We start from the raw sequence: 23,798 nt of genomic DNA on the forward strand, positions 1-23,798 counted from the left end.
CCAAGTCTGCGGTGCCGGCGTGTGAGGCAGCTCAGGCTTCGGGCTGCTCGTAGTGCTCCCGCGCGACTTCTTGGGGAGATCGTGCCTTGAGGACCGGGTAGAGGGCTTCTGGCCAGGTGGGCGTTGACCTGCTTGAAGATGTCTTCGGCCAGATCGCTGGCTTCCAGCCGGTGGCAGAAGCTCAGGATGGTCGTCTCATCGGGGATCGCCTCCAGGCCGAGTCCGGCGAGCGTGCGCAGCGAGGCGATCTCATATAGCGCTTCTTCCATCGCCGGGTCGCTCAGGGGCGAACCAGTTCTGCATCAGGTGCACGCGCAGCATGGCTTGCAACGGGTAGGGCCGACGGCCTCGGCCTGCCACTGGAAAGTGGGCACGATGACTTTGAGCAGCGCTTTCCATGGCACCACCAGTTCCATTTCGGCAAGGAAGACTTCGCGCCTTGTCTTCTTCCTCTTGCCCGCATGCTCCGCATCCGCAAAACTGATCTGGCTCATCGCTCGTGCTCCTTTGCAGGGTTCAGTCCCTCATGCAAGAAACGTGCTCTTGTTCAGACCTTCCCTAGGTGAATCTGCAGCTCAGCTGGCGAGAAATCTGTCCAAAGTATCCCCGGGCTTAACTCCGCAGACGGAGCACCAGCGCGAAAACAACAATACATCCACAAAATTTTCGCCACGCTCAATCTTCGAAATATATGACTGTCCAGTGCGCAAAGAAGCTGCCAATTGCTCTTGCGTAAGGCCAGCATCTACGCGCAAGGCGCGCATGAGAACTCGAAGCTTTTCATATTTGGCATCGTAGAGAGAAACCGACATTCATCAATCGTTAAGTCCTTTTCGGAATAGTCGTAAACAGACTAGACTGACGGCTTGATGCAATGAAGTTTTCCAAGACGAATACGTAACATGAAAAGCCGGGCGATGAACTCTCCTTTTCCTAGCGAACGAGCCGTGCGGCTTCCTGCTTCGGTGACGAGCGTCACCAAGCGAGAGTCCGTACCCGCTGAGCGCAGCCTGTCCGCATCGCGTATAGGGGCCCACGTGAAGACGCTGCGCATGGCATCAGGCACGCCCGCGAGCAGTCTGGCGAAGCTGGCGGGAATCTCAGCTTCGTTGCTCTCGCGCGTGGAACGTGGTTTGGTTTCGCCTTCGGTAGAGACCTTAGATCGGATTGCCGAGGGCTTGCGCGTGCCGGTGTCACGCTTGCTGAGTGACCAAGGTCGCCGCATGGACTTCTGCCACGTGCCAGCTGGGCGCGGCCTTGCGGTTGAACGGATTGGTGCCGATTCAAACTATAGGTATGAGCTGCTTGGTCACCTCTTGTCGGGTAATCTGTTCGCCGAGCCCTACCTTGTCACTCTCTTACCCGATGCCGAGCCCTGCATTACGCTTCAGCATCCAGGTGTGAAGTTCCTGTTTTTCCTCTCTGGTCGGATTGCGTATCGTTGTGGCAATAAAACGGTGTCGGTGGGAGCTGGAGACTCCCTGCTGTTCGACGCAACTTCGCCGCATGGTATCGAAGCAGTCGACAGCGGCCCGGTGTCATACCTGTCTGTGCTGCTAGCTCTGCGCGACTGAAATTAAGTCATTGATCGCGCAGTCCGACGCTCAAGGTACGTCTCGTCAGAAAATCGCTGCGGCTTCTGAGGCGTCCGTGGTCAAGAGCTCCTGCACTCCGCTCGACAACCGCCTGCCCGCGGCTCTTTGCTCGCTGACGATCGCTAGTGCAGGCGCAGCGGAACTCTTTCAAGCCTGTGGGCGTGGTCCTTATCCAGTCTTCGCATCGCTTGTGACAGTTCGGCATGCCGAACTGTAGGTCCCGTGCCGGCGACAGCGTTACTGAAGTCATGCGAAGCGCAAAACAAAAAGTCCGCCGCCTGTAGACCAGCGCGCGAAGTCGGGTTGTTGTAGCTCAGGCGTCTGGTGGGCAAGAGCGGCCTCGCTTTGAGGCGCGCCTAGCAGTCGCTTCTCAGAAGTTCCGGCGCGTGCTCAGAGCCTTCTCAATCTTGCGATCCGTTTTGTACTGACTCAGCGCATACACCGCCCAGATCGCAGCCGGAAGCCAGCCGATCAGGGTGATCTGCAAGATCAAACAGATGATGCCGGCGATCGGACGGCCGATCGTGAAGAAGGCGACGAAGGGAAGAAGGATGGCCAGGATGAGACGCAAGATGTTTCTCCGTGGTTGGTCTAGACATGATCCTGCCAAAGGACTGGCCGGCCGACCATAGCTTCTCCTCACGATCTATCCACCCACCGGGGTGCCAGTGGTCGGCATCTCCGGCGTAGATCGCGAGAGGGCCTTAGCACGGCTTGAATGCGGCCCACAGGTTCCAGGCAGTCGCGCGCTGAAAGCCGCATGAGGCGGGCCATAGCATCACACCAAAATCGCGACGCCAGCGTGGCTTGACTGCGCATCGCTCACGCTCCCATGACCGGCTGATCGTCGATCCGATGGAACCCACCCGCTTGAGCCTCTCGGACGAGCGAGCCTCGTGCCGATTTCCGCCGCCGTCCACCTCAGCTCTGCGCGATCCAGCGATCAGCTGATAGACAGCCAAGCCTGCCCTAAAATCTGGCCTGACTGGCTCTCGAAGGCGTTCTGCGGTTTGGCCCAGCCCGAGCCGTCCATCACGCCTCCCCCGATGATCAGACCCGCGAGGGCGCGGAGGGCATCCTGCCGTCGGTGTCCGTGAACCCGTACTCCTGCGCCAGTTCTGCAACCAATTGCAGTCGACCGCTCTTTTCCATGATCGCTGGATCGGCCGCCAGGCCGACCACTGCCCGCCTCGCGAACTCGGACGACTTGACGCTTTCCATGATCCGCTTGGCCAGTGGTGCTGGGACCCGATCCGGCTGAGCGAGGAACTTCTCGCTATTGACAAAGCCGGGCCAGATCACGACCGCGGCGACGTTGAAGGGCTTGAGGTCGTGAGCCATGTCCTTGGCCATCTTGTCGACGCCGGCCTTCTGGACACCAAAGGGCACGCCGAACGTGTAGCGCACAGCGCCGCCCGAAGAGGTATTGACGATCAGTCCCTTGCGGCTGGCAATGTAGTGCGAGCGCTGTCCCACGCGCAGCAGGTCTTCCCAAAGGCCGTCTTCGAGTTCGCAGAAGGGGACGTTGGCATATGAGACGGGGCCGCAAACACGTTGTTCACCAGGATGCCGATCGCTGCGTTTTGCTCATCGTGCACACGCTCGAAGACGCGCTTCACACTGCCGTCGTCGCCATGGTCGCAGACGATCGGGGCTGTCACGGCTTTGAAGCAGCCACTGGCACTGTCGGCGGCGCAGGTGTTGCCGTCGCACCGGCCATGGGAGCCGGATGCGTTGATACCTCGTGGCGCACCAAGCGATGCTGGGCGATCTCGCGCGCCGATTCGGCGATCGCGTCCGCATTGTTCCGCTATCCGGCGATGCAATCTCGGGACTTATGAGTTGCCCGTGGCGTTCTCTTGCGTCAAGAGCTTCTCGGCCCTTGATAGGCAGAAAGTGGCCGTCGGATCGGCGCTGCGCAGCCGCACGCGCCTGCGACGCTGGCGAGCCTGCGCGAAAGAACATGCTCTTGTTGGTTACCAATCGTCGCGCTTCTTCCCAGACGTCGGCGGCACACGGCGCATCGAATTCGCTGCGCCGTGGCTTACCCTGAACGGACTTAGAGGTCCATGCCACCGGGAGGCGCAGCGGACGCCTTTTGCGGCTTGGGCATTTCCGCGACCGTTGCGTCGGTCGTGAGAATCAACCCAGCGATCGACGCCGCGTTCTGCAGCGCTGTTCGCGTGACTTTGGTCGGATCGACCACGCCGAGTTCAACCAAGTCGCCGTATTCGCCGGTCGCGGCGTCGTACCCGTGATTTCCCTTGCCTTCGAGCACCTTGGCCACCACCACCGAGGGTTCCACACCTGCATTCGCGACGATGGCACGCAGCGGTGCTTCAAGCGCGCGCAGCGCGATGCGGATACCGGCGTCCTGGTCGCTGTTGGCGCCCTTGAGCCCGGAGATCGCGGCGCGCGCGCGCAGCAGCGCGACGCCGCCCCCAGGCACGATCCCCTCGGCCACCGCCGCTCGCGTGGCGTGCAGCGCGTCGTCGACGCGGTCTTTCTTCTCCTTCATCTCGACCTCGGTGGCCGCGCCCACGCGAATTACCGCCACGCCGCCCGCGAGCTTGGCAACACGCTCCTGCAGTTTCTCGCGGTCGTAGTCGCTCGTGGCCTGCTCGATCTGGGCCTGAATCGACTTCACGCGCGCATCGATGCGCTGCTGATCGCCGCCGCCGTCGATGATGATGGTGTTCTCCTTTTGCACCTCGATGCGCTTGGCACGACCGAGGTCTTCTAGCGTAGCTTTGTCGAGTTGCTTGCCGGTTTCCTCGGATATCACCGTGGCACCGGTGAGCACCGCGATATCCTCGAGCATTGCCTTGCGGCGATCGCCAAAACCTGGCGCCTTCACGGCCGCCACCTTCAGCACGCCGCGCATCGAGTTGACCACCAGCGTCGCGAGCGCCTCTCCCTCAACCTCCTCGGCGATGATCATCAGCGGCTTGCTAGCCTTGGCGGCGGCTTCGAGCACCGGCAACAGCTCGCGGATGTTGGAGATTTTCTTGTCGTGCAGCAGCACGAACGGATCTTCGAGGTGCGCGACCTGCTTCTCGGGATCGTTGATGAAGTAAGGGCTCAGGTATCCGCGGTCGAACTGCATGCCCTCGACCACGTCGAGTTCGTTGTCGAGCGACTTGCCGTCTTCCACGGTGATCACGCCTTCCTTGCCGACCTTCTCCATCGCGTCGGCAATGATCTTGCCGATGGCTTCGTCCGAATTGGCGGACAGTGCTGCCACTTGCGCGATTTCCTTGCCGGTAGAGATGGGCTTGGAGAGGTTGTGCAGCTCGTCGAGCACTGCGGCCGTGGCCTTGTCGATGCCGCGCTTCAGGTCCATCGGGTTCATGCCCGAGGCCACGTGCTTCATGCCCTCCTGGACGATGGCTTGCGCTAGCACCGTAGCAGTAGTGGTGCCGTCGCCCGCCACGTCGGCGGTCTTGGAGGCGACCTGCTTGACGATCTGCGCGCCCATGTTCTCGAACTTGTCGGCAAGCTCGATTTCCTTGGCGACCGACACCCCGTCTTTCGTGATGACCGGCGCGCCGTAGCTGCGCTCGAGCAGCACGTTGCGGCCCTTCGGCCCCAACGTGACTTTCACGGCGTCGGCAAGGATGTTCACGCCCGCGACGATGCGCTGGCGGGCATTGTCGTGAAACTGAACGTCTTTGGCAGTCATTTTTCGATTGCTCCTTCTTGACTCAACTGTTCATGAAATAGACTCGCACTCGCGGCTTTTTCAGGCCACGCGTTTGAGGCTGCTGCGTTCCGGCGCCTCAACGACGGCAAGGACATCGTCCTCCCGCAGCACCAGCAGTTCCTCGTCGTCGATCTTGACGGTCTGGCCTGAGTACTTGCCAAAAAGCACTCGATCGCCGGCCTTCAGATGCAACGGACGAAGCGTGCCGTCAGCAAGCAGCCTCCCCTGGCCCACGCCGACCACTTCGCCTTGCTCGGGCTTCTCGGCGGCCGAATCCGGGATCACGATGCCGGAGGCTGTCTGCCGCTGCTGCTCGATTCGTTTGACGATCACTCGGTCGTAAAGAGGATGAAGTTTCATGTTCGATCTCCTAAGCGATAAAGGTCATCAATGGAACACACGCCACCCGGGGGCGGCGCGATGATTCCGCTTCTCTCGCCGGCGTGCAGGCGCCGGCGTGCGAGAGCTATGGGCTTCGGCGCGCGTGTTCAAGAGGTCGCGGCCGCGGTTTTTTTGTGACTATTGTTTTCAGCCGGACCCCAGGACCGGTCCGTTCGCGTGCCCGAGGCGGTACACGATTCGCTGCGGCCCCGGGCCGCTTGCGAGGCCGGGGACCACAGGGCACGGCAGCGTGCGCCCGCCCGAGCTGTCGAGCGTGTCGTCGGCGTCTTCCGGAATGGCGGACCAGATGCCGCCCTTACGCGGTCTGAACAGCCAGCGCACATAGCCGCGGCGGCTGGCCTCGCGCAGCATCTGGTCGCGGTCGGACGCCTGCGCCACCGCGTGCTCGCCCGCGCCACCGTTGCCCGCTGCGGCATCCTCCTCGTCGGCATAGCCGAAGGCACGCAGGGCCTCGCTGACTTCGGTTGCCGGCGCGCCCAGCCGCCACCAGGGCGGCCGTACTATGCGCTCCAGGTCCCATGCGCCGAGTTGCCAGGCGGCTTCGAGCAGCGCCTGCTCAAGCGTGTCGGGGCGCTCGCCGGATATATCGAGCCTGGCGATCGACAGGGGCACCGGCCGCCGCGGCAGTTCCACACCTGGCATCTTCAGCGGCGTTTGCCGCAGGAAGCCATGCCAGTGCAGCGACAGCAAGGCTGCGTCAGGGTGCCGCGCGACGCTCGTGACCGTCACCGCATAAAGCGGCAGGCGCATTGCAGCCGAATGCGCTGTGACGGTTTCGAAAAGGTTCATCCGTACCTCCACAAAAACAACAACGAATCCAACAACCGGACCGCTTTTGAATGTCCGGCAGCGCCGAGGTTTCCACAACACGGGGCTCTTGAAAAGTGCGGCTCCTGCGGCCATATTCCGCTCCGGAAGCGTGCCTTCCATCTTCGCCCTCATCCTTGTTTATTCATTCCCTTTCGAGGAGATTGTCTTGACGATGAAGATCGCGCAGATCGCGCCTCTCTACGAAGCCGTGCCTCCGCGGCTCTATGGCGGGACCGAACGTGTCGTCTGCCACCTGGTCAACGCCTTGGTGGACCTCGGCCACGAGGTCACCCTCTTTGCTTCCGCCGACACTTGCACACGCGCCGAACTCGCGCCGATGCGTGCGCAGGCACTGCGCCTCGATCCGGCCCCGCTGAAGTCGGATCTCGCAAGCCATCTGCACATGCTGGGCGAACTGCGGCAGCGCGCACGCGAGTTCGATGTGTTGCACTTCCATGTCGACCTGCTGCACTTTCCCTTCTTCGAGGACATGGCACAGCGCACGATCACTACGTTGCACGGGCGCCTCGACATCGTCGACCTGCCGGTGGTCTATCGTCGCTGGAACCGCTATCCGCTGGTATCAATCTCGCGACACCAGCGCAAGCCGCTGCCGTTCGCCAACTGGCTGGCCACCGTGCCCCACGGACTTGATGCGTCGACCTACCGCTTCGAGCCCCGAAGCGGTGACTACCTGGCGTTCCTTGGCCGCATCTCGCCGGAAAAGCGGCCCGACCGCGCCATCGAGATTGCCCGCAGGGCAGGGCTGCCGTTGAAGATTGCGGCCAAGGTGGATGCGGCCGATGCGACCTATTTCGAGCAAGTCATCCTGCCGCTGCTGCGCGACAACCCCTGGGTCGAGTTCGTGGGCGAGATTGGCGATGCCGAGAAGTCGGCGTTTCTCGGCGGCGCCCGCGCGCTGCTGTTCCCCATCGACTGGCCTGAACCCTTCGGGCTGGTGATGATCGAGGCCATGGCCTGCGGCACCCCGGTGATCGGCTGGCGCTGCGGGTCGGTGCCCGAGGTCATCGATGACGGCACCAGCGGCCTCATTGTGGAGGACCTGGACCAGGCCGTGGCCGCGGTGCATGCGGTCGACCGGCTCGACCGGCGCCTCGTGCGCGAAGCCTTCGACGTTCGCTTCTCGGCCCGCGCGATGGCCAGCGCCTATGTGGCGCAGTACCGCCGCCTCACGGACCAGAAACACAGCAGCGGCGGCGCCATCGCGCAAGAGACCGCGCTTTGCAGCGAGTTCGCATGATCCATGAGCAGTGAGACATTCGCCAACGATCAGGTCGAGGCCGCGCCCGAGCGCGCGGTGCAGCATGCCTTTGTCCTGAAGGAAGCTGACACCTACCTCGTGATGGACGCCCATGGCGATATAGGTGGCGGCGTCGACGGCCTGTTCCATCACGACACCCGGATGCTATCGGCTTTCGCGCTAAGGCTGGACGGAACTCGCCCGTCGCTGCTGTCCAGTGGCGTGAGCAGCGACAACGTTTACTTCACCGCCAACCTCACCAATCGGCCGCTGCCCGTGCTCGGGTCCACCTCGACGCCGCAAGGTGTGATCCACTTGGAGCGCAAGCGCTTTCTGTGGGGAGCGAGGATGTTCGAGCGCCTGCGCCTCGTCAACTACAGCGACCAGCCCGCGCGCGTGCCGCTGGCCTTGCGCATTGCGGCAGATTTCCGGGACATGTTCGAGGTGCGCGGGCAGGTGCGTGCACAGCGCGGCGAATTCGGCCCGCCTGAGATCGGCGCCCGGGGCATCATGCTTGAGTACCGCGGCCTGGACGCGGTGCTGCGCCGCGCGTGCATCGATTTCTCAGAACCGGCGCAGCATCTGGACGCACAGTCTGCGATGTTCGAGGCCAACCTGTCTGCGCGCGGCGCGTGGACGCTGTATATCGAAGTGGGTACCGAACCGGCGCTGGTGAGCGCCGACCGTTTCCGGAAGGCCGGGGTGCAGGCTCGCTGGCGGATGCGTGCGCGCCAGCGCCGTGGATCACGCCTGCACGCGTCCGGGCGTCTTTTCCAGAGTTGGCTCGACAGGTCGCGTGCAGACCTCGCTCTGCTCACGACCGACATGGCGACGGGGCCCTATCCCTATGCAGGCATCCCATGGTTCTCCACGCCGTTTGGGCGCGACGCCATCGTCACAGCCTTTCAGACACTATGGATCGATCCTGCACTGGCGCTAGGAGTACTAAGGTTTCTTGCCGCGCGTCAGGCACAACAGACCTCCAGTTTTCGCGACGCTGAGCCAGGAAAAATAATGCACGAGACGCGCAGGGGCGAAATGGCGGCGGTCGAAGAGCTGCCTTTCGGCCAATACTACGGCGGCGTCGATACCACCCCGCTCTTTGTTGCATTGGCGGGTGCTTACATGCAGCGCACCGGCGACGCACAAGCCATTGATGGGATATGGCCTGCGTTGATAGCGGCCAGCGAATGGATGGAGCGCAGCATGGCGCGGCACCCCGCAGGATTGCTCGCCTACCAGCGCGGCGAAAGCAGCGGCTTGTCGAATCAAGGCTGGAAGGACAGCCATGATTCGATCTTCCATGCGGATGGCAGCTCGCCAGAAGGCCCCATCGCTCTGGTGGAGGTGCAGGGCTACGCCTATGCCGCTTTCCTCGCGATGGCTACCCTGGCGGAACTGCGCGCAGATCCGCGCGCCAGCCATTGGCGTCAACGATCGGTCCAGATCGCGTCGGCCATCGAGCGCGAATTCTGGCTGCCGACTCAGCAGTTCTACGCGCTGGCGATCGACAGTGGCAATCGGCCATGCGCAGTGCGATCGTCGAACGTTGGGCACCTGCTGTTTGCCGGCGTGCCGACGCCCGATCGGGCTGCTGCAATCACGCGAGGCTTGCTGTCGCCGGCGTTCGAGTGCGGTTGGGGCATTCGAACCCTGCCGCTGGAAGCCGTGCGCTTCAATCCGATGTCGTATCACAACGGCTCGGTGTGGCCACACGACCTGGCTCTATGCGCGGCGGGCATGGCGCGCTACGGCGAGCGCGTGGGTGTGGCTCGCATTGTGGACAACCTGTTCGAAGCGGCCTCGCATTTCGGAATGCGGCTGCCTGAGTTGTTCTGCGGGTTCGAGAGGCAACCGGGGCAAGCGCCCGTGGCTTATCCGGTTGCCTGTTTGCCGCAGGCCTGGGCTGCGGGCGCGGTCTTCATGTTGCTGCAAGCTTGCCTCGGTTTGAGAGTGGACGCAATCCGCAACACGTTGGAAATCGTTCATCCACGCCTTCCGACCGACATCGATCAGTTGCACCTGCTGGAGCTGAAAGTCGGCGAGAGCTGCATAGACCTGCACTTCGAGCGCATTGGAAAAGAGGGTGTCGTTGTCAATGCGGAGAACCGCTCAGAGGCTTCGAAACTTGAAATAAACCTGCGAATCTAAGACAAGTACCGGCGCTCACGAGCGCAGCTCAAGGGCGCCCGTGATGCGCTGGGATCTGAACGTACCGCAGCGCTGGACGATCGAGACGAGTGGTCGACGGGTGGGCCCGCTATGATCGGCGCAAGGAAGCCATGGATACCTTAAATCGGGGTGCCAGCGATGCGCAAACTCTTGACGATTAAAGATTCTTTTCAGATTTCTGGCGCGGGTTGGTTGTCGTTCCTTGTCCGAGAATCGACGAGTACGCAGGGCCGGAGGCGCCTCAGGTCGAGCTGCGTTTGCCCAACGGGGAAGTCTCGATCGCAACGCTCAGAATCGAACGTGCCTTTTTCTCTCCAGCGCCTTTGGAGCCTCGGTGGACCTGCGTCCTTCCAAGCGCATCAAGTGCGGAGGTTCCGATCGGAACCGAGATCTGGGTTCCGAAGAGATGTCTCCCGGACACCGACCGCTTCTAGGTACACATTGATCTATGAGCCGCATCGTGCACGCTGAGAACGGCCTGCAACGCTGCGGCGACTTCGACGCGCTCCAAAGCACCGCAAGGGCCCTTGTCGCAACGTCTGGAGCCTCTTTCGAGGCTGTTGTCGCTTTCAAGACACACCTCGGGTATGCAAGGCCAGCAATCGTCTCTTTGCGATGACCGGGTTGGTCAGCCCGAACAGGCTGATGAGATGCGCCTCGTTCTTTGCCAGACCCTTGTATCGCACCTTCTGTGCCGGAACAAGTTCTTCACGACATGGAACGGAGGCTCGGCCTTCGCACGCCCGCTGGCCTTCAACTGCTCGGCCTGCTCCGGCATCCGTGCCACTTGCGCGTGAGGTCCAACCTTCGCCGCTTGCCCGGCTGCATCGCCACATGCCAGCGCGGGCCTCGGGCTTCTTCGCGCCCGTCCTCGCCGCGGTAGCCCGCATCGCCGAGAGCATGCTGCTCGTCGTCGCGCAGCAGCGCGCCGGCCTGGCTAGCGTCGGCCGCGTTGGCAGCCGTGCCGATCACCGAACGCACCAGCCCCGAGTCGGCGTCCACGCCGATATCGCTCTTCATGCCAAACTGCCAGGCGTTTGGCCTTCTTGGCCTGCTGCATCTCCGGGTCGCGCGTCTTGCCCTCATTCTTCGTCGAGCTGGGCGCAGTGAAGATGGTCGCGGCCACGATCGTGCGGGCGCGCATCAGCACCCTTGCTCGGCGAGGTGCGCATTGATTTCCTCGAACTAGGCTGCTGCCGTTTCAAAGACACCTTGTTAAGGTGGAAGATGAAACCGGAGGTGGCTCATGGGAATGAGAAGGCAATCAGCCGAGAGTTCAAGCTTGAGGCAGTCAAGCTGGTGAAGGAGCGAGGCGAGTCGGTGGCGCAGGCTGCACCCGACCTCGATGTGCATGAGAACGTGCTGCGCAAATGGGTACGTGAGGCGACAGCGGACCCGCAGCAGGCGTTTCCTGGTCAGGGCGCGATGAAACCCGAACAGGCTGAGCTGGAGCATTTGAGGAAGGAGAACGTCAAGCTGCGCATGGAGCGTGACCTGTCGAAAAAAGCGGTGGCCTACTTCGCCAAGGAGTCGATGTGAAGTTCGGCTTCGTTGCGAAACACCGAGGGACGTGGCCGTTGGCAATGATGTGTGAGGCGCTCGGTGTCTCGCGAAGCGGCTTCTATGCGTGGCTCAGCAGGCCCCGAGGCCAACGCAGTCTGGAAGACGAGGTGCTCGGCAGCCTGGTGCGTCAGAGCTTCCTGAGCAGCGACCGCACCTATGGTCTCGGCGCGTGTGGCATGACGTGCTGGCACTGGGTCAGCGATGCGGATTGCACCGCATTGAGCGGCTCATGCGTGAGCAGGCCCTGCGCGCGAGGCCGCGACGTCGAGGCTTGCCGCAGGACCGAGGCCAGCGCAGCGCTATCGCCGACAACGTGTTGGACCGCCAGTCCAGGCTGGTGCGCCCAACCAGAAGTGGGTGGCCGACTTCACGTACATCCGGACGGCCGAGGGCTGGCTATATGCCGCTGCGGTACTCGACCTGTACTCGCGTCGCATCGTCGACTGGTCGATGCAGGACAGCATGACCACGCAGCTCGTTGCCGATGCGCTGATGATGGCAGTGTGGCGCCGGGGCAAGCCGGTCGCGTTGCTGCATCACTCTGACCAGGGAAGCCAATGCACCAGCGAGCACTTCCATGAGCTGCTCAAGGAACAAGGTATCACTTGCAGCATGAGCCGAGCGGGTGAGGGCTAGGACAACTCGGCCATGGAGAGCTTCTTCAGTTCATTGAAGACCGAGCGCACAGCCAGAAAGGTGTACCGGTCCAGGGAACAGGCCCGCGCCGATGTGTTCGACTACATCGAGCGGTTCTACAACCCGACGCGCCGTCACTCGACGCTCGGCTATGTCAGCCCTATACAGTTCGAGAAAGCTCAAAATGGACTGCCCCTGGTCCGGTAGACAAACCCCGCCTATCCTTTGAGCATAGGAGGGAGTGCCATGAGCACCCAGAGGTTTACGCCGGAATTCAAGGAAGAGGCGGTCAAGCAGGTCATCGAGCGCGGGTACTCAGTGCCAGATGTCGCAGCGCGCTTGGGTGTGTCGGCCCATAGCCTGTACAAGTGGGTCAAGGCGGTTGCGCCGGATAAATCCGAACAACAGTCCAAGGAACTGCTGGAAGCCAAGAGCGAGATCCTTCGGCTACGCGCGCAAATGCGTCGAGTCGAAGAGGAGCGTGACCTGTTAAAAAAAGCCGCGCGGTACTTTGCCAGGGAGCCCGAGTGAAGTGCCGCTTCATGAACGAGCACCGTCATGAATACCCGCTGGCCATGATGTGCCGGGTTCTGCAGGTGGCACGGGCTGGTTTTTATGCGTGGTTGCAATGCCCCGTGTCTGACCGGGCCAAGGACGATACGCGGCTGCTGGAACTCATCCGCCACTCATACGCCGCCAGCCATGGTGTCTATGGTGCTCGTCGCGTCTTTGGCGACCTCCGCGAAGCCGGCGAGAGCTGTGGCCTGCATCGTGTGGAGCGGCTCATGCAGAGCCACAAAATCAAAGCCATACGAGGCTACAAAAAGCCCCGTGCCATTGCCGGTCGCCCGTCCATCATCGCGCCCAACCATCTGCAGCGCGAGTTCACGGTCGATGTGCCCAACAAGGTGTGGGTCACCGACATCACCTACATCCGGACCTGGCAAGGCTGGCTGTATCTGGCGGTGGTGCTGGACCTCTACGCCCGAAAGGTCGTGGGATGGTCCATGAAGCCGACGCTGGGCAGGGAGCTGGCACTGGACGCATTGCTGATGGCTGTGTGGCGCCGCAAACCGCAGCAACGGGTCCTGGTGCATAGCGACCAGGGCAGCCAATATGGAAGCGACGACTTCAAGCGCTTCTGCGCAGCCCACAACCTCGAGCCGAGCATGAGCCGACGGGGCAACTGCTGGGACAATGCCGTCGCCGAGTCCTTCTTCAGCAGCCTGAAAAAGGAGCACATCCAGAAGCGCATCTACAAGACCCGGGATCAAGCGCGCGCCGATGTCTTCGATTACATCGAGGCGTTCTACAACCGAACCCGCCGCCACAGCCATCTGGGCGGCATCAGCCCCGGGGCGTTCGAACGCGCCTCGGCTTGAGGCAGGGGTTTGTCTACCGGATCGGGAGCAGTCGAAACCTCAGCGCGGCCGCGCGCCGGGCTCTTTTTTAGGTCAGCGCTCGATTGAGACGCGCTGTGCAGGTGGGTCTTGAAAGTTTCCGCAGCCGCTCCTGGATTGATCACCGTCAAAGTTCTGGACAGCCGAAAAGGAGGCTTCTATGACCATGAACTTGCTGCGGCAGAGCGCGAGTTCCCGTCTGCCGGTCCCGTCCTATCGAACCGTAGACATCGATCAAGTACGGATCCTCAGGGCGGCCGGACTCGTCGTGGCGCTGATCCCTTCGCCCTCCAATCTGCTCACGCTTTCGGGTGACGGTCTGGCTGCCCAGGTACTGGCGGTCACGCAAAAGGGGCGGGAAGAACTGGCTAGGTTCGACTACCCGGAAGCTTGGCCACCCCTGTGGCAGAAACGCATGCCGCGGATTTTCACGAAGCATCGTTGGCCCCCGCGGCTACCCAGTAAGCCGGCCGTGCCACCTGGATGCACTAGGCCAGCGGTCGTCAACAAGCCGCGGCGCGCGCGGTTAGACACGCTGGTGTTCAAAAGCTTGTCAGGGATCGCACTGGTCGCCAGAACCTAAGCGCCAAGGGCGCGCTGGCGGGCGTCGCTTGCCCGCCAGTGTCTGTCGATCGGCAGTCGAGCGCATGGAGGAGCCGCCACTACGTGGCCGGCCTCCTCCGCCTGCGAGCCCATGACTCGCCCATGTGGGGTCGCCACCACCTCTCACCCGGGTTTCGCTTGACGAGAGGAGTTATTCTGGAGCGACCGTGACGCGAACTCAACCTGGGCACGAGTGACCTCATCCTCGGATCGGAGCTGCAGCTTTTTGCAGTTTGCGCATTGGTACAGTCGCCGCCAAGGGAGCAGACGCATCCAGGGACGACGTTCGACACGGTAGAGGTGGTTGGGAGTACAGCTGCACGATTGAAAAACGGACATGTCTACCACTAGTTCGAAAGTTGCACTCATTATTCCGAGGCAACCGTGACAAAGGTCACCGTTTTCCGTGGGAAGTTGTGATCGAGCTAACAGGTTGGACCGCAAGTTGACGAAGAGCCGCTCTTACAGGCCCTAGCGAGCTGGTCGGGCGAAGTTGACCGGGTGGTCCGACGTCTGCGAAGGTGCGGATGAACGCTGCCCGCTCCGCTGCCCTCACGGGGCAGTAGTCGACCGAGGCTGGTGGAGAAACATGATCTTCGTCTCCACATTGTTAGTACCTAGTCCTACAGTCTGTTTCGAGACTTCCAAGTCACATCGCAGCTTGTGTGTGCAACTTGGTGGAACAGCATGCCGACGGATTTGGGTAGTCGAATTGAGCGCGCCGCGCTGCCGCTCGTCGGGATGAGAGAGACGTGCGGAGCGCGGTCGTGCTCCAGGCAGCGGCGATGATCAAAGCCCACCTCCCGGCGAATGAGCGCATGAGCACGCGCCCGGTAGTGGGGTTTCGGATCACCGATACAGGGCGGCAGGCTTTGAGTGAACTTCGCCCCTCGGACGCTGGTGAGCCAAAGCGTGGGCGGTCTCAAACTCCAAGTGCAACACCCTCCGGAAACTGCGCATTGTGGTCGAGGCAGTCCTGGAAGAAGGCCTCCGCAGGCGTCTTCCAATCGAGCGTGTTGCGCGGGCGGGTGTTGAGCTCCCAGGCGATCGCATCGAGCTGGCGTTGGCTGTAGACGCTCAGATCGGTGCCTTTAGGCAGGTACTGCCTGATCAGCCCATTGATGTTCTCGTTTCGCCCTCGTTGCCAGGGACTGTGAGGATCAGCGAAGTAGATCGTCAACCCCGTGCTCTCGGCCAGCCGCTTGTGCAGCGCCATCTCCTTGCCTTGGTCATACGTCAGGCTCTTGCGAAGCGCTTCGTCCAGCGGGCCAAATGCGGCCTCGAAGCCTCTGAAGACATCCAGCGCCGTCGCACCATCGACCTTCACGATCATCACGAAACAGGTTCTGCGACACACCAAGGTGCCCACGCACGACTGATTGCGTGCCCCTTTGATCAGGTCGCCTTCCCAATGTCCTGGTACCAGTCGGTCGTTCACTTCGGGCGGACGTACGTGGATGCTGAGCATGTCCGCCAACTTGCCGCGTTGCTCCGCATTGCGGCCGTGAGGCCGGCGCGCACCACGGGCTTGGCGCAGCAATGACGTCAACTCTTTGCGCAGCTCCCCCTTGGGGCGAGCGTAAATGGCGGTGTAGATCGTTTCGTGCGAGGCTTGCATATCGGCGCGTGCGGGCTGTTCGCGCTTGAGGATAGTGGCGATCTGTTGGGGCGACCAGCGCCTTCCCAGCAGTTCCATCGTGCGTGACCACAACGCCGTGTGCGGGCGAAGCTTGCGCACTCGGCGGGCACGCCGCCTCATCCGCAGCGCACGCTTGCCAGCAGACACCGCGTCGTAACCAGGCGCAAGACGCGGACGTCCCCACACCACTTCACCCTCTGCATGGTGGCCGTTGCGTCGCAACTCTCGGGTGATAGTGCTTGGTGCTCGGTTCAGCATCCGCCCAATCGATCTGGCACTACTGCCTTGCAGGCTCCTAGCCATGATCACCCCTCGCTCTTCTGCTCTCAACTGCTTGTAACCGCTCGACATACATCACTCTCCTGAGGGCTGAAGAGTGTTGCACTTGATATTTGAGACCGCCGTGGATAACTTCCCTCTCCCGTCAGCCAATGAACCCTCCAGCAGACCCGAGCTCCTGGGAAACTTATCCTGCAGGTTTGAACTTGCCATCCAAGCCGGAGATACCGGCCGCGTGAAGCGGCCCGTGCGGGCGGTCTTCCGGGCGGCGTATCGCAGTGAGGTGGAGGATTGGTTGCTTACTCCAGGTGAGCGGTCCAGAACAGACAAGGATCTGGCGCGGCAGTATTTGCTCGAGCTGCGCGACCTGTCTTATGAGGACGAGCCGCTGATGTGCATCGCCGATATGGTGGAGGACAGACGAGCGGCCGCGATGATCGCCGCAGTTTTCCTGAAGGACTTGGTTGAGTAGCGGGAGGGTGCGATGGGGCCGTAGGCACGACGTCCGAGCGCTACGTGGACTTGCTAACGTCCACAGGGCTCGAATCGCAGCGATGCGCTTCCGCCGCGCTCGGCGATGTAGGCGAGGACCTCTGCCTCCAACCGCGTGCGCACTTCCGCCTCGCTTTCATACATGAACGAAGCAAACACGCTGACCAATCGACGCCCACACCACACTTCTGCGCGCCCGCCCCAAGCGCTCCCGGAAAGCGGGTGAGCGTGAAGTGCCACAGTGGTGGAGTATCGAGAGGCATGGGTCGTGAGTAAATTTCCTCTCGCGGTGCCATGCGTTGCGACGTGTCTGATCCAAACGTCGGACGAAAACTCAGGACGGGTGCTGCTCACCCCTGCGCGACAGCAACGCCGGCCGAAAGATGAGTGCGATCGGGCGCTGCCGCTCGGCAGTTGCCTACGTAAAGTGACTTTGGTGAGGCTCACCGAGCATTAATAGATTTCCTGCCCTTCGGAGGGGCCGGCATGCCAATGGATTTTGCGTCGTATCAAGGACGCTGGGTTTCCGCTTGCGCTTCACGACGAAGCCGATATTCGAAATGCGGGCGTTCTCGAGGCTGCCGAAGAATCTCTGCTCGTCCGGAAAGGTTGCCGTTAGGAGCGGCGCGAGTCACAGCGCAACGCACTTCCCAGCCGTCGCGAAAAAACTGGGCGAGAAAGTCTGGTGTGCTGATGATCATCTCGTGGCTGTGGTGAGGGGGAACAGGCTAGGGCTCGAAAAGCGTCGTCGGCGTCTGCGTGCGGAGGGAGGATGCGTAATCCAACCTTCACGCATCGCTGTGCCAGTCCGCACCGGGGGCTGTTGTCGCGATACCGGAGAGCTTCGGTATCAGAGCGCCGTCGATGAGGGTCCACAGCGTCAAATCGCTGCTCCGTTGGACAGCTATGCGCGCAAGGCGCACCAGACGGTGTCAACACACACAGGCACTCTGGCCTGTCCTACGTGAAACTCACCGCAAGCCTGACGTGCTCTGTGGCGAGGTGGCTTGACCTTCCCTTCCATCACAAGCGCGAGGCCGTCATGCCAAATTCCCCGCATCCTTCGTTCGACTTTGCACCGTCCGCTGATATGAGCCTGGGCGTCGAACTTGAACTGCAGCTCATCGATGCAGATTCGGGCGATCTCGCTCAGCGGAGTCCGCAGATCCTTGAGGCTGCGCGTCTTCTCGGGCCTTTGGCACGAGGGGCAATCGTTCCCGAGGTGAGCGCCGGCATGATCGAGATCTCCACCGGTGTCTGTGCGAATGCCTGCGAGGCGGCTGCTGACCTCGAAACCCTACGCAGCAGGGTCTCGTGCGCGGCCGCCGAACACGGCGCCCGCATATCCGGCGGCGGGCTGCATCCTTCCAAGCACTGGTGGGAACAGCAGATCTTCGACAGCCCACGCTATCGCGCCTTGACTTCGCTGTATGGGGAGGTACTCAAGCAGACAACTGTATTCGGGCAGCATATTCATCTTGGGTGCGCTGACGTTGAGCGCGTCCCGCTATTGATGCACCAGCTCGCCAGATACGTGCCGCACTTTATTGCACTCTCTGCGTCCAGTCCCTTCATGGAAGGGAGAGACACCGGATTCGACTCCACCCGGACGTACTGCCCGAACCCGTTTCCCACAGGACCCCGTGCGCCATTTACGAACTCCTGGCATGAACTCACCGAATGTCTGTCCAAATGGCTTGCGTGCGGGGTCATCAAGTCAATCAAGGACTTGCATTGGGACATCCGACCGAAGCCTGAGTATGGAACGGTCGAGATTCGCGTCCTCGATAGCCCGTTGTCTATCGAGCGAGCCGCCGAACTCGCCAGCTTCGCGCAACTTCTCGGAACGTGGCTGCTGGAGTCACAACCGTTTATCCCCCGGGACGAAGACTACCTCGTGTACGAGTACAACAAGTATCAAGCCGCGAAGTTCGGCCTGAAAGCAATCTACGTCGATCCGATGACACGGAAACAATTGCTTCTGAGAGACCACCTCGGGAACCTGCTGTCGACTTTGGCGCGCCACGCGTCGGCGCCGAGAGATGAAGAACGACTCGCAACCCTGCGCAAGGTGGTGAGCACCATCCAGAACGACGCAACCGTGCTGCGCAGCTTGAGAGGCCGCTGCCGCAGCGTCAAAGAAATGGCGCTCCTTGCAGCGGGGATGATGGAAACATCTCAAAATCCGGACGATACTGTGCGCGCCTCGATGCCTCTCTTGCCTGCCAAACCCCGCGAGCCTCTTAGCGTATCTCGTAGTCAATGGGCTTGAAAGAGCCATTGTTCGAATTTTCGGCCGAACACGCTGTCAATCCGCAGATGAGGTCCATCTCAGCGCGTAGTTCAATAAAGTCGCCGGCGCGAGACGTGGGTGGCTTGACTTGAACCTCGCCGGTCTCGGTGACGCCGACATTCATGAAAACATTGAACGTTGTTCCAATCTGGTCCGGACGAATTCCGTACGGTTCAAAAGCTCGGTACAGATTCTCAAAGCAGCTGGGGTGATGCCCGTGGTGCTGATAGAGAATTTCGAACATCTCCTGGCTGCACGGGGTTAACAGGAAGTCGTGTCGACCGACCGTGTCATCGACAATGCGAAACATTGGACGGCTGTTGTTTGCGTAGAGTAGATCGCCCTTGGTCAGGTAGATCTTTGAAGCATAGTCGATGGACCGCCCGGAGGACAGGCTACAACTGTGGTCGTCCTGTGCGAAGGCGTACAGGTCGGCAACTTGTTCGCCGAATGGATCGTTGATGCGCAGGATCTGGCCGCTTCGCAAAGTGAAGGCGACGCCCGACTGCGGCGGGATACGGCAGCAGCCGGCCGCGTGGGTCAGCGTTTTCTCCTCAATCATTCGATTCCTTTCAAGAGTGATGATGAAACGGACACTTCCAGTTAGATTCCACGGCCCGTCCGGAGTACTGGCGCGCTTCAGAAGCTTCACCAAAGCGGGCGAGCACAGGATTGATTGATCCCTGCAGGTCAATGTCGCGCTGCCGGATAGCCTCCTGCATCGACTGGTACTTCCCAGACGCTTTCATTGCTTCGAACTGATCGTGGAAGTTGAAGACCAAGCAAGGCACGGCCGACCGGCGCGCATGGCGTGAAGCCTGTGGATGCATGCCCACGACGAAGAAGGCGCGACCTCCCACGCTAAATGAGAAGTCGCAGCGCTCTGAATCGTGGCTGACTTCACAGTTCCACTGATAGCCGCGTTCTCGATCGAGGTCATGCAACGATTGAAGTTGGGTCCATAGGGCTTTTTCGAACTCGATCTCGTTGGTGGGAGATCCGTCGAACAGGGCCACAAAGCTCACCGGCACGACGCCAGGGTCAGGAAAGGCCGCAGAGTAGGCTATAAGGGCGTCGAAAAGCTCTGGAGTCTGAGATGGATCTCCAAGCGTCCGCAGCTCGATGAACTGTATGCGTTTCTTGTTGAGCGCGGATTTCGCGCCTACGCACGGAAATCCCTCGGACGAGATAAACGCGCGCATTCCCTCGATGCGAGATCTGTTGGACGAAGGCTCCGTTTCGGCGGGGGAGAGGAGTTGATCTGTCATGCATCAACGGTCGGCAAGCGTCCCGGCCCTCGTCGAAGGCAAATCCGCCATTCGTGTGTGCGAAAAAAAATCTTGCGTGTAGGCCGCGCGGAGCGAGAGGCAGGACAGCTCCGACGAGCTTCTGCCGCGGTCGCGCTTTCTGCGGCTCTCGCCGCCACGGCTGTTGCAATCAGAAGGGTCTCTGTGAGAACCTACAGCTGCGAGAACCCCACGTGTGCAAACAGCGCCAATGACGAGGAAGATCGCATCACGAGCCAGAGGCCCAACGCCATCGTGCTGACTAGCACTCCCACTGCCGTTGGCCTTCTAGCCGCTCGTGTCAGGAACGCAGGCGGGTCCAGAGAAAGGCCAGGGTCGCCAGCGCCATGACCGCGGTCGCGGCCCAGCCCAGCACCCGCCAGTGCAGCGGCAGCACCAGCTCGCCCATGAGGCGGCGGCTGCCGGCGGCCCACATGACGCCGACCATGATCGGCACCGACATCAGCGAATTGAGCACCGCCGCCCACACCAGCGCTTTCATCGGATCGACGCCGCACAGGCTGATGCCGATGCCGCAGGCCATGGCGGCCGCGAGGATGCCGTAGAAGGCCGGCGCCGCGCCCACCGGCTGCTCGAGCCCGCGGCGCACGCGCAGGAACTCGGCGCAGGCATAGGCGGCGGAACCGCCGAGCACCGGCAGCGCCAGCAGGCCCGTGCCGATGATCCCCAACGCGAACAGCGCGAACGCCGCGCTGCCGGCCACCGGGCGCAGGGCCTCGGCCGCCTGCGCGGTCGAGCCCACGTCGGTCTGGCCATGGGCATGCAGGGTGGCGGCCGAGGCCACGATCATCGAGAAGGCGATCGCGTTGGAGAAGCCCATGCCGACCCAGGTGTCGAAGCGCAGCCGGCGCAGTTGCGTGCGCGCCTGCGCGGGATGCGTCCTGAGCGCATGGTCCTGCGGAACGCGCTCGATCTCCTCCACCTCCTGCGCCGCCTGCCAGAAGAACAGGTAGGGGCTGATCGTGGTGCCGAGGATCGCCACCACCATCTGGATGCTCTCCGCATCCCAGTGCAGGCGCGGCAGCAGCGCGCCCGCGAGCGCGGCCTTCCAGTCGACATGCGCCACCAGCGCCACGCCCACGTAGGCCAGCAGCGAGAGCGTGAGCCACTTGAGCACGCGCACGTAGCGGTGGTACGGCAGCCAGGCCTGCAGCGCCAGCGACAGCAGGCCGAAGCCCAGCGCGTAGAGCGCCTCGGGTCCGCCCAGGCCCAGCCGCGCGACCTCGGCCATGGCGCCGATGTCGGCCGCGAGGTTCACGACATTGGCGACCAGCAGCAGCACGACCGCGAGCAGCACGACCGGGCGCGGCCACAAGGTGGCGAAGGCCGAGGTCAGCCCGCGGCCCGTGGTGCGGCCGATGCGCGCGCTCGCGAGCTGGATGCCCACCATCAGCGGATAGGTCAGCAGCAGGGTCCAGCCCATGCCGTAGCCGAACTGCGCGCCGGCCTGGGTGTAGGTGGCGATGCCGCTGGGGTCGTCGTCGGCAGCGCCGGTGATGAGGCCGGGGCCGAGGCGGTTCAGGAAGCCGCGCTTCGCGGGAGGCTCGGCGCCTGCGCCAGCACTGGCGTTGTTCTCGTCCTGCTCGCTCGGCCTCGGCATGCTCGCCTCGTCGGTGACCACGGGAACCCGAAAGTAGTGCGCGATCACAGTTCCATCTGTAGGACGCTGCTGCAACCTGGATGCACTTTGAAGGCAAGACCACGCCCCCATGCCGATCAGACGCATTTTTCGAACAGAACTATACATTGGTTCGCCTCTCGCCTACATATGCGCATGGCATGCCGGAAAACGCTGGAGGCTACAGATTCCACCACACGTCATCAGCCATCATTTGCGCGAGGCACTTCATGTCCAGTACTTCTTACCAACTTCCCCGCGGGTGCTTCGCCGTGGTCACCGGAGCGTCTTCCGGTATCGGCCTGGAACTTGCACGCTGTTGTGCGCCGCCGGCCTCGATCTCTTGATCGCGCTCGACGAGCCGGAAATCGAGGCGGCCGCGATCGCATTGCGCCATGCGTGTGTCTCAGTGATTGCTTCGCAGGTAGATTTTTCTACGCTCGATGGCGTTGATCGATTAGTGGCCGCCGTCGGTAATCGTCCTGTGGATTGCTTGCTCGCCATCGCGGGCCGTGGCCTTGGTCATGCGTTTGTCGACGAAGCCTTCTCGCAGGCAAAGCTTGTCCTCGACACCAACGTTACCGGCACCATCTACCTGATTCACCGGTTGGCCGGCCCGATGCGCGCACGGGAGTCGGGGCGTATCCTAGTTACGGGGTCCATCGCGGGCTTCATGCCTGGGCTCCTACCAGGCGGTCTACACCGGCACAAAGGCTTTCCTCGATTCGTTCTCGCTCGCCTTGCGCAACGAGTTGAAGGATTTCGGCGTAACCGTGAGTTGCCTCATGCCCGGACCGACGGACACCCGGTTCTTCGAGCGTGCGGACATGCTCGATACGAAAGTGGGACAGGACGGCAAGATAGCCGACCCAGCAGAAGTGCCGCGCGTCGGCTTCGAGGCGATGCTGAATGGAGAGGCGGACGTGGCGGCGGGCTGTAAGAACAAGTTGCAGGTCGCGATGGCCAGGGTCATGCCGGCGCAAGTACTGGCTGAGCAGCACCGCAAGATGCCGAACCCGGAAGCGGCGACCGCTGAGCGGGGCACTATGGAGTTTATGAGAAGCATCGAATGATCCCGATGAGCTTGCCCGACTGCACGAGACTCATCACCACTGCTGCGCGCTGGCCGGCCAACTCGCTGCCCGCGAACAGCCACTTCTTCGCGCCCTACTGGCGCAGTTCGGCAGTGAACCGTCGACAGCCATGCCGACCCTTGTGACCTTGAAGATCTCGCGGATCTTCACTCAGCTCGCTGTGCTTGTCAGCTGCGCCGAGCGCCTTCAGCTCGTAGCAGAAGCTGCTGCGCGCCAGCTCTGCCGCGCAGCAAATCGGCAAGAAGGATGTTTAATCGATCACGATCAACGTCCTTTCACGGGCGCAGAGCGCGACTTGGTTCGACCCAAGGCCTGCACTTTTTCAGGTAAGCATTCTCCGCCTGCAGCTGCTGAAGATCGCGTAGCAGCTCGCCGCGACTGCGTTAGTCACTTGCCGCCGCCTCACGGTCATCGCGCCTCCTCGGCGGCTTGCTTATCCTCGTCTGTTCCTATTTCCATCCAGGCTGCAAGGCGGGCGCGCCGTGAGCGGCATACGCCCGATTCCACTCCGCTGTCAGGCTGAGGGGCCGGATGTTGAAGAGGGCCGCAGCCAGCCAGCCCGACAGGCCCTCATCCTGCATCCGGTGCAGGACCTCGAGCTTGGAGTCGACATCGGAGTTGGCGCGCTCCCGCGCCAGCAGACCCAGCTTTCCCACTGGCCTTGTAAGCGTGCTGGCGGTAGCGCGCAATTCGCCAGCGCCCTTTCTGTAGGCCATGACAGCAGCAAGCTTCTGTTTCTCTCTGTACTCGGCCATTTCGATTCCTCGAGTTCGTCCAGGTTTCGGGGGCCAGATAGATTTGGTTGGACGCCATCCTCGGGAGCCGCAGCGACTGGCGCAAGGTGGGACCGCTGGGCGCCCACATGGCAACCGCCGATTCGGTGAAGCTTCTGTGATAACCGGGTGGCGCAAGAAGACCTCGGGCCCCCGGG

19 protein-coding genes and 4 pseudogenes are annotated in these 23,798 nt (G+C 62.1%); 9 read left to right on the plus strand and 14 right to left on the minus strand.

What is annotated here, in order from left to right; genetic code table 11:
* Positions 1–77: 77 nt before the first annotated feature.
* Together R0232_RS42780 and R0232_RS42785 are read right to left on the minus strand one after the other, a co-directional pair.
* Positions 78–494, minus strand: a pseudogene (locus R0232_RS42780) (transposase); the annotation flags it as partial.
* An 81-nt stretch (positions 495–575) separates the two neighbouring features.
* Positions 576–812 carry a helix-turn-helix domain-containing protein gene (locus R0232_RS42785; RefSeq protein WP_395345067.1) on the minus strand — a complete coding sequence of 79 codons (237 nt, stop codon included), beginning with the start codon at positions 810–812 and terminating at the stop codon, positions 576–578.
* A 240-nt stretch (positions 813–1,052) separates the two neighbouring features.
* Here R0232_RS42785 and R0232_RS42790 point away from each other — a divergent pair, with 240 nt between their 5' ends.
* Complete coding sequence (locus R0232_RS42790; RefSeq protein ID WP_395347452.1) at positions 1,053–1,574, plus strand: helix-turn-helix domain-containing protein; 522 nt, start codon at positions 1,053–1,055, stop codon at positions 1,572–1,574.
* Positions 1,575–1,965: 391 nt separating this feature from the next.
* Here the strand turns inward: R0232_RS42790 and R0232_RS42795 are convergent, their stop codons facing one another.
* From R0232_RS42795 to R0232_RS42815, 5 genes are all read right to left on the minus strand, one after another.
* Complete coding sequence (locus R0232_RS42795) at positions 1,966–2,166, minus strand: YqaE/Pmp3 family membrane protein (RefSeq protein ID WP_395345069.1); 201 nt, start codon at positions 2,164–2,166, stop codon at positions 1,966–1,968.
* Positions 2,167–2,645: 479 nt separating this feature from the next.
* The gene (locus tag R0232_RS42800; RefSeq protein WP_431513409.1) at positions 2,646–3,071 is read right to left on the minus strand and encodes an SDR family NAD(P)-dependent oxidoreductase; all 426 of its coding nucleotides are present in this window, start codon (positions 3,069–3,071) and stop codon (positions 2,646–2,648) included.
* 583 nt (positions 3,072–3,654) lie between these two features.
* Entirely contained in the window at positions 3,655–5,277 is a 1,623-nt protein-coding gene (gene groL / locus R0232_RS42805) for a chaperonin GroEL (RefSeq protein WP_395345073.1), read from the minus strand.
* Between the two features lie 60 nt (positions 5,278–5,337).
* Entirely contained in the window at positions 5,338–5,658 is a 321-nt protein-coding gene (locus tag R0232_RS42810) for a co-chaperone GroES (protein WP_395345075.1), read from the minus strand.
* A gap of 168 nt (positions 5,659–5,826) precedes the next feature.
* Complete coding sequence (locus R0232_RS42815) at positions 5,827–6,630, minus strand: diguanylate cyclase (protein WP_395345077.1); 804 nt, start codon at positions 6,628–6,630, stop codon at positions 5,827–5,829.
* Between the two features lie 52 nt (positions 6,631–6,682).
* Between R0232_RS42815 and R0232_RS42820 the strand changes: the two genes are divergently transcribed.
* Both R0232_RS42820 and R0232_RS42825 read left to right on the plus strand, forming a co-directional pair.
* On the plus strand, positions 6,683–7,771 hold the full coding sequence (locus R0232_RS42820; RefSeq protein WP_431514662.1) for a glycosyltransferase family 4 protein: 1,089 nt from the start codon (positions 6,683–6,685) through the stop codon (positions 7,769–7,771).
* 3 nt (positions 7,772–7,774) lie between these two features.
* The gene (locus R0232_RS42825; protein ID WP_431513410.1) at positions 7,775–9,922 is read left to right on the plus strand and encodes an amylo-alpha-1,6-glucosidase; all 2,148 of its coding nucleotides are present in this window, start codon (positions 7,775–7,777) and stop codon (positions 9,920–9,922) included.
* Between the two features lie 590 nt (positions 9,923–10,512).
* Here R0232_RS42825 and R0232_RS42830 read toward each other — a convergent pair.
* Positions 10,513–11,128: pseudogene (locus R0232_RS42830) on the minus strand (IS5 family transposase); the annotation flags it as partial.
* Positions 11,129–11,170: 42 nt separating this feature from the next.
* Between R0232_RS42830 and R0232_RS42835 the strand changes: the two are divergent.
* Positions 11,171–12,349, plus strand: a pseudogene (locus R0232_RS42835) (IS3 family transposase).
* A 39-nt stretch (positions 12,350–12,388) separates the two neighbouring features.
* A protein-coding gene (locus tag R0232_RS42840; protein ID WP_431513411.1) for an IS3 family transposase occupies positions 12,389–13,524 on the plus strand; the annotation gives its coding sequence in 2 pieces (ribosomal slippage) (positions 12,389–12,641 and positions 12,641–13,524; 1,137 coding nt in all).
* 1,543 nt (positions 13,525–15,067) lie between these two features.
* On the opposite strand, the gene R0232_RS42845 is transcribed toward R0232_RS42840, so the two are convergent.
* A complete protein-coding gene (locus R0232_RS42845; protein ID WP_431513412.1) occupies positions 15,068–16,135 on the minus strand; it encodes an IS30 family transposase in 1,068 nt (355 codons plus the stop codon).
* Positions 16,136–16,298: 163 nt separating this feature from the next.
* Here R0232_RS42845 and R0232_RS42850 point away from each other — a divergent pair, with 163 nt between their 5' ends.
* Positions 16,299–16,535: a hypothetical protein gene (locus tag R0232_RS42850; protein ID WP_395345084.1), complete on the plus strand. Its 237-nt coding sequence runs from the start codon at positions 16,299–16,301 to the stop codon at positions 16,533–16,535.
* Between the two features lie 529 nt (positions 16,536–17,064).
* Here the strand turns inward: R0232_RS42850 and R0232_RS42855 are convergent.
* Positions 17,065–17,256: a hypothetical protein gene (locus tag R0232_RS42855; RefSeq protein WP_431513413.1), complete on the minus strand. Its 192-nt coding sequence runs from the start codon at positions 17,254–17,256 to the stop codon at positions 17,065–17,067.
* Positions 17,257–17,519: 263 nt separating this feature from the next.
* On the opposite strand from R0232_RS42855, the gene R0232_RS42860 reads away from it, so the two are divergent.
* Entirely contained in the window at positions 17,520–18,827 is a 1,308-nt protein-coding gene (locus tag R0232_RS42860; RefSeq protein WP_395345088.1) for a YbdK family carboxylate-amine ligase, read from the plus strand.
* Here the strand turns inward: R0232_RS42860 and R0232_RS42865 are convergent.
* From R0232_RS42865 to R0232_RS42875, 3 genes are all read right to left on the minus strand, one after another.
* Positions 18,799–19,410, minus strand: a complete 612-nt coding sequence (locus tag R0232_RS42865; RefSeq protein WP_395345090.1) for a DUF1989 domain-containing protein — start codon at positions 19,408–19,410, stop codon at positions 18,799–18,801. The two genes, R0232_RS42860 and R0232_RS42865, sit on opposite strands and share 29 nt — an antisense overlap.
* A gap of 10 nt (positions 19,411–19,420) precedes the next feature.
* Positions 19,421–20,116 carry a guanitoxin biosynthesis heme-dependent pre-guanitoxin N-hydroxylase GntA gene (gene gntA / locus R0232_RS42870; protein ID WP_431513414.1) on the minus strand — a complete coding sequence of 232 codons (696 nt, stop codon included), beginning with the start codon at positions 20,114–20,116 and terminating at the stop codon, positions 19,421–19,423.
* A 319-nt stretch (positions 20,117–20,435) separates the two neighbouring features.
* Complete coding sequence (locus tag R0232_RS42875; RefSeq protein WP_395345094.1) at positions 20,436–21,755, minus strand: Nramp family divalent metal transporter; 1,320 nt, start codon at positions 21,753–21,755, stop codon at positions 20,436–20,438.
* Positions 21,756–21,864: 109 nt separating this feature from the next.
* Here R0232_RS42875 and R0232_RS42880 point away from each other — a divergent pair.
* Positions 21,865–22,395 (plus strand): annotated as a pseudogene (locus tag R0232_RS42880) (hypothetical protein); the annotation flags it as partial.
* A 55-nt stretch (positions 22,396–22,450) separates the two neighbouring features.
* Positions 22,451–22,846, plus strand: a complete 396-nt coding sequence (locus R0232_RS42885; RefSeq protein WP_431514663.1) for an SDR family NAD(P)-dependent oxidoreductase — start codon at positions 22,451–22,453, stop codon at positions 22,844–22,846.
* Between the two features lie 470 nt (positions 22,847–23,316).
* Here the strand turns inward: R0232_RS42885 and R0232_RS42890 are convergent, their stop codons facing one another.
* On the minus strand, positions 23,317–23,622 hold the full coding sequence (locus R0232_RS42890; RefSeq protein ID WP_395345098.1) for a hypothetical protein: 306 nt from the start codon (positions 23,620–23,622) through the stop codon (positions 23,317–23,319).
* Positions 23,623–23,798: the final 176 nt, after the last annotated feature.

Origin of the sequence: Variovorax sp. DAIF25 (assembly GCF_050711835.1) — a bacterium.
GTDB lineage: Bacteria > Pseudomonadota > Gammaproteobacteria > Burkholderiales > Burkholderiaceae_C > Variovorax.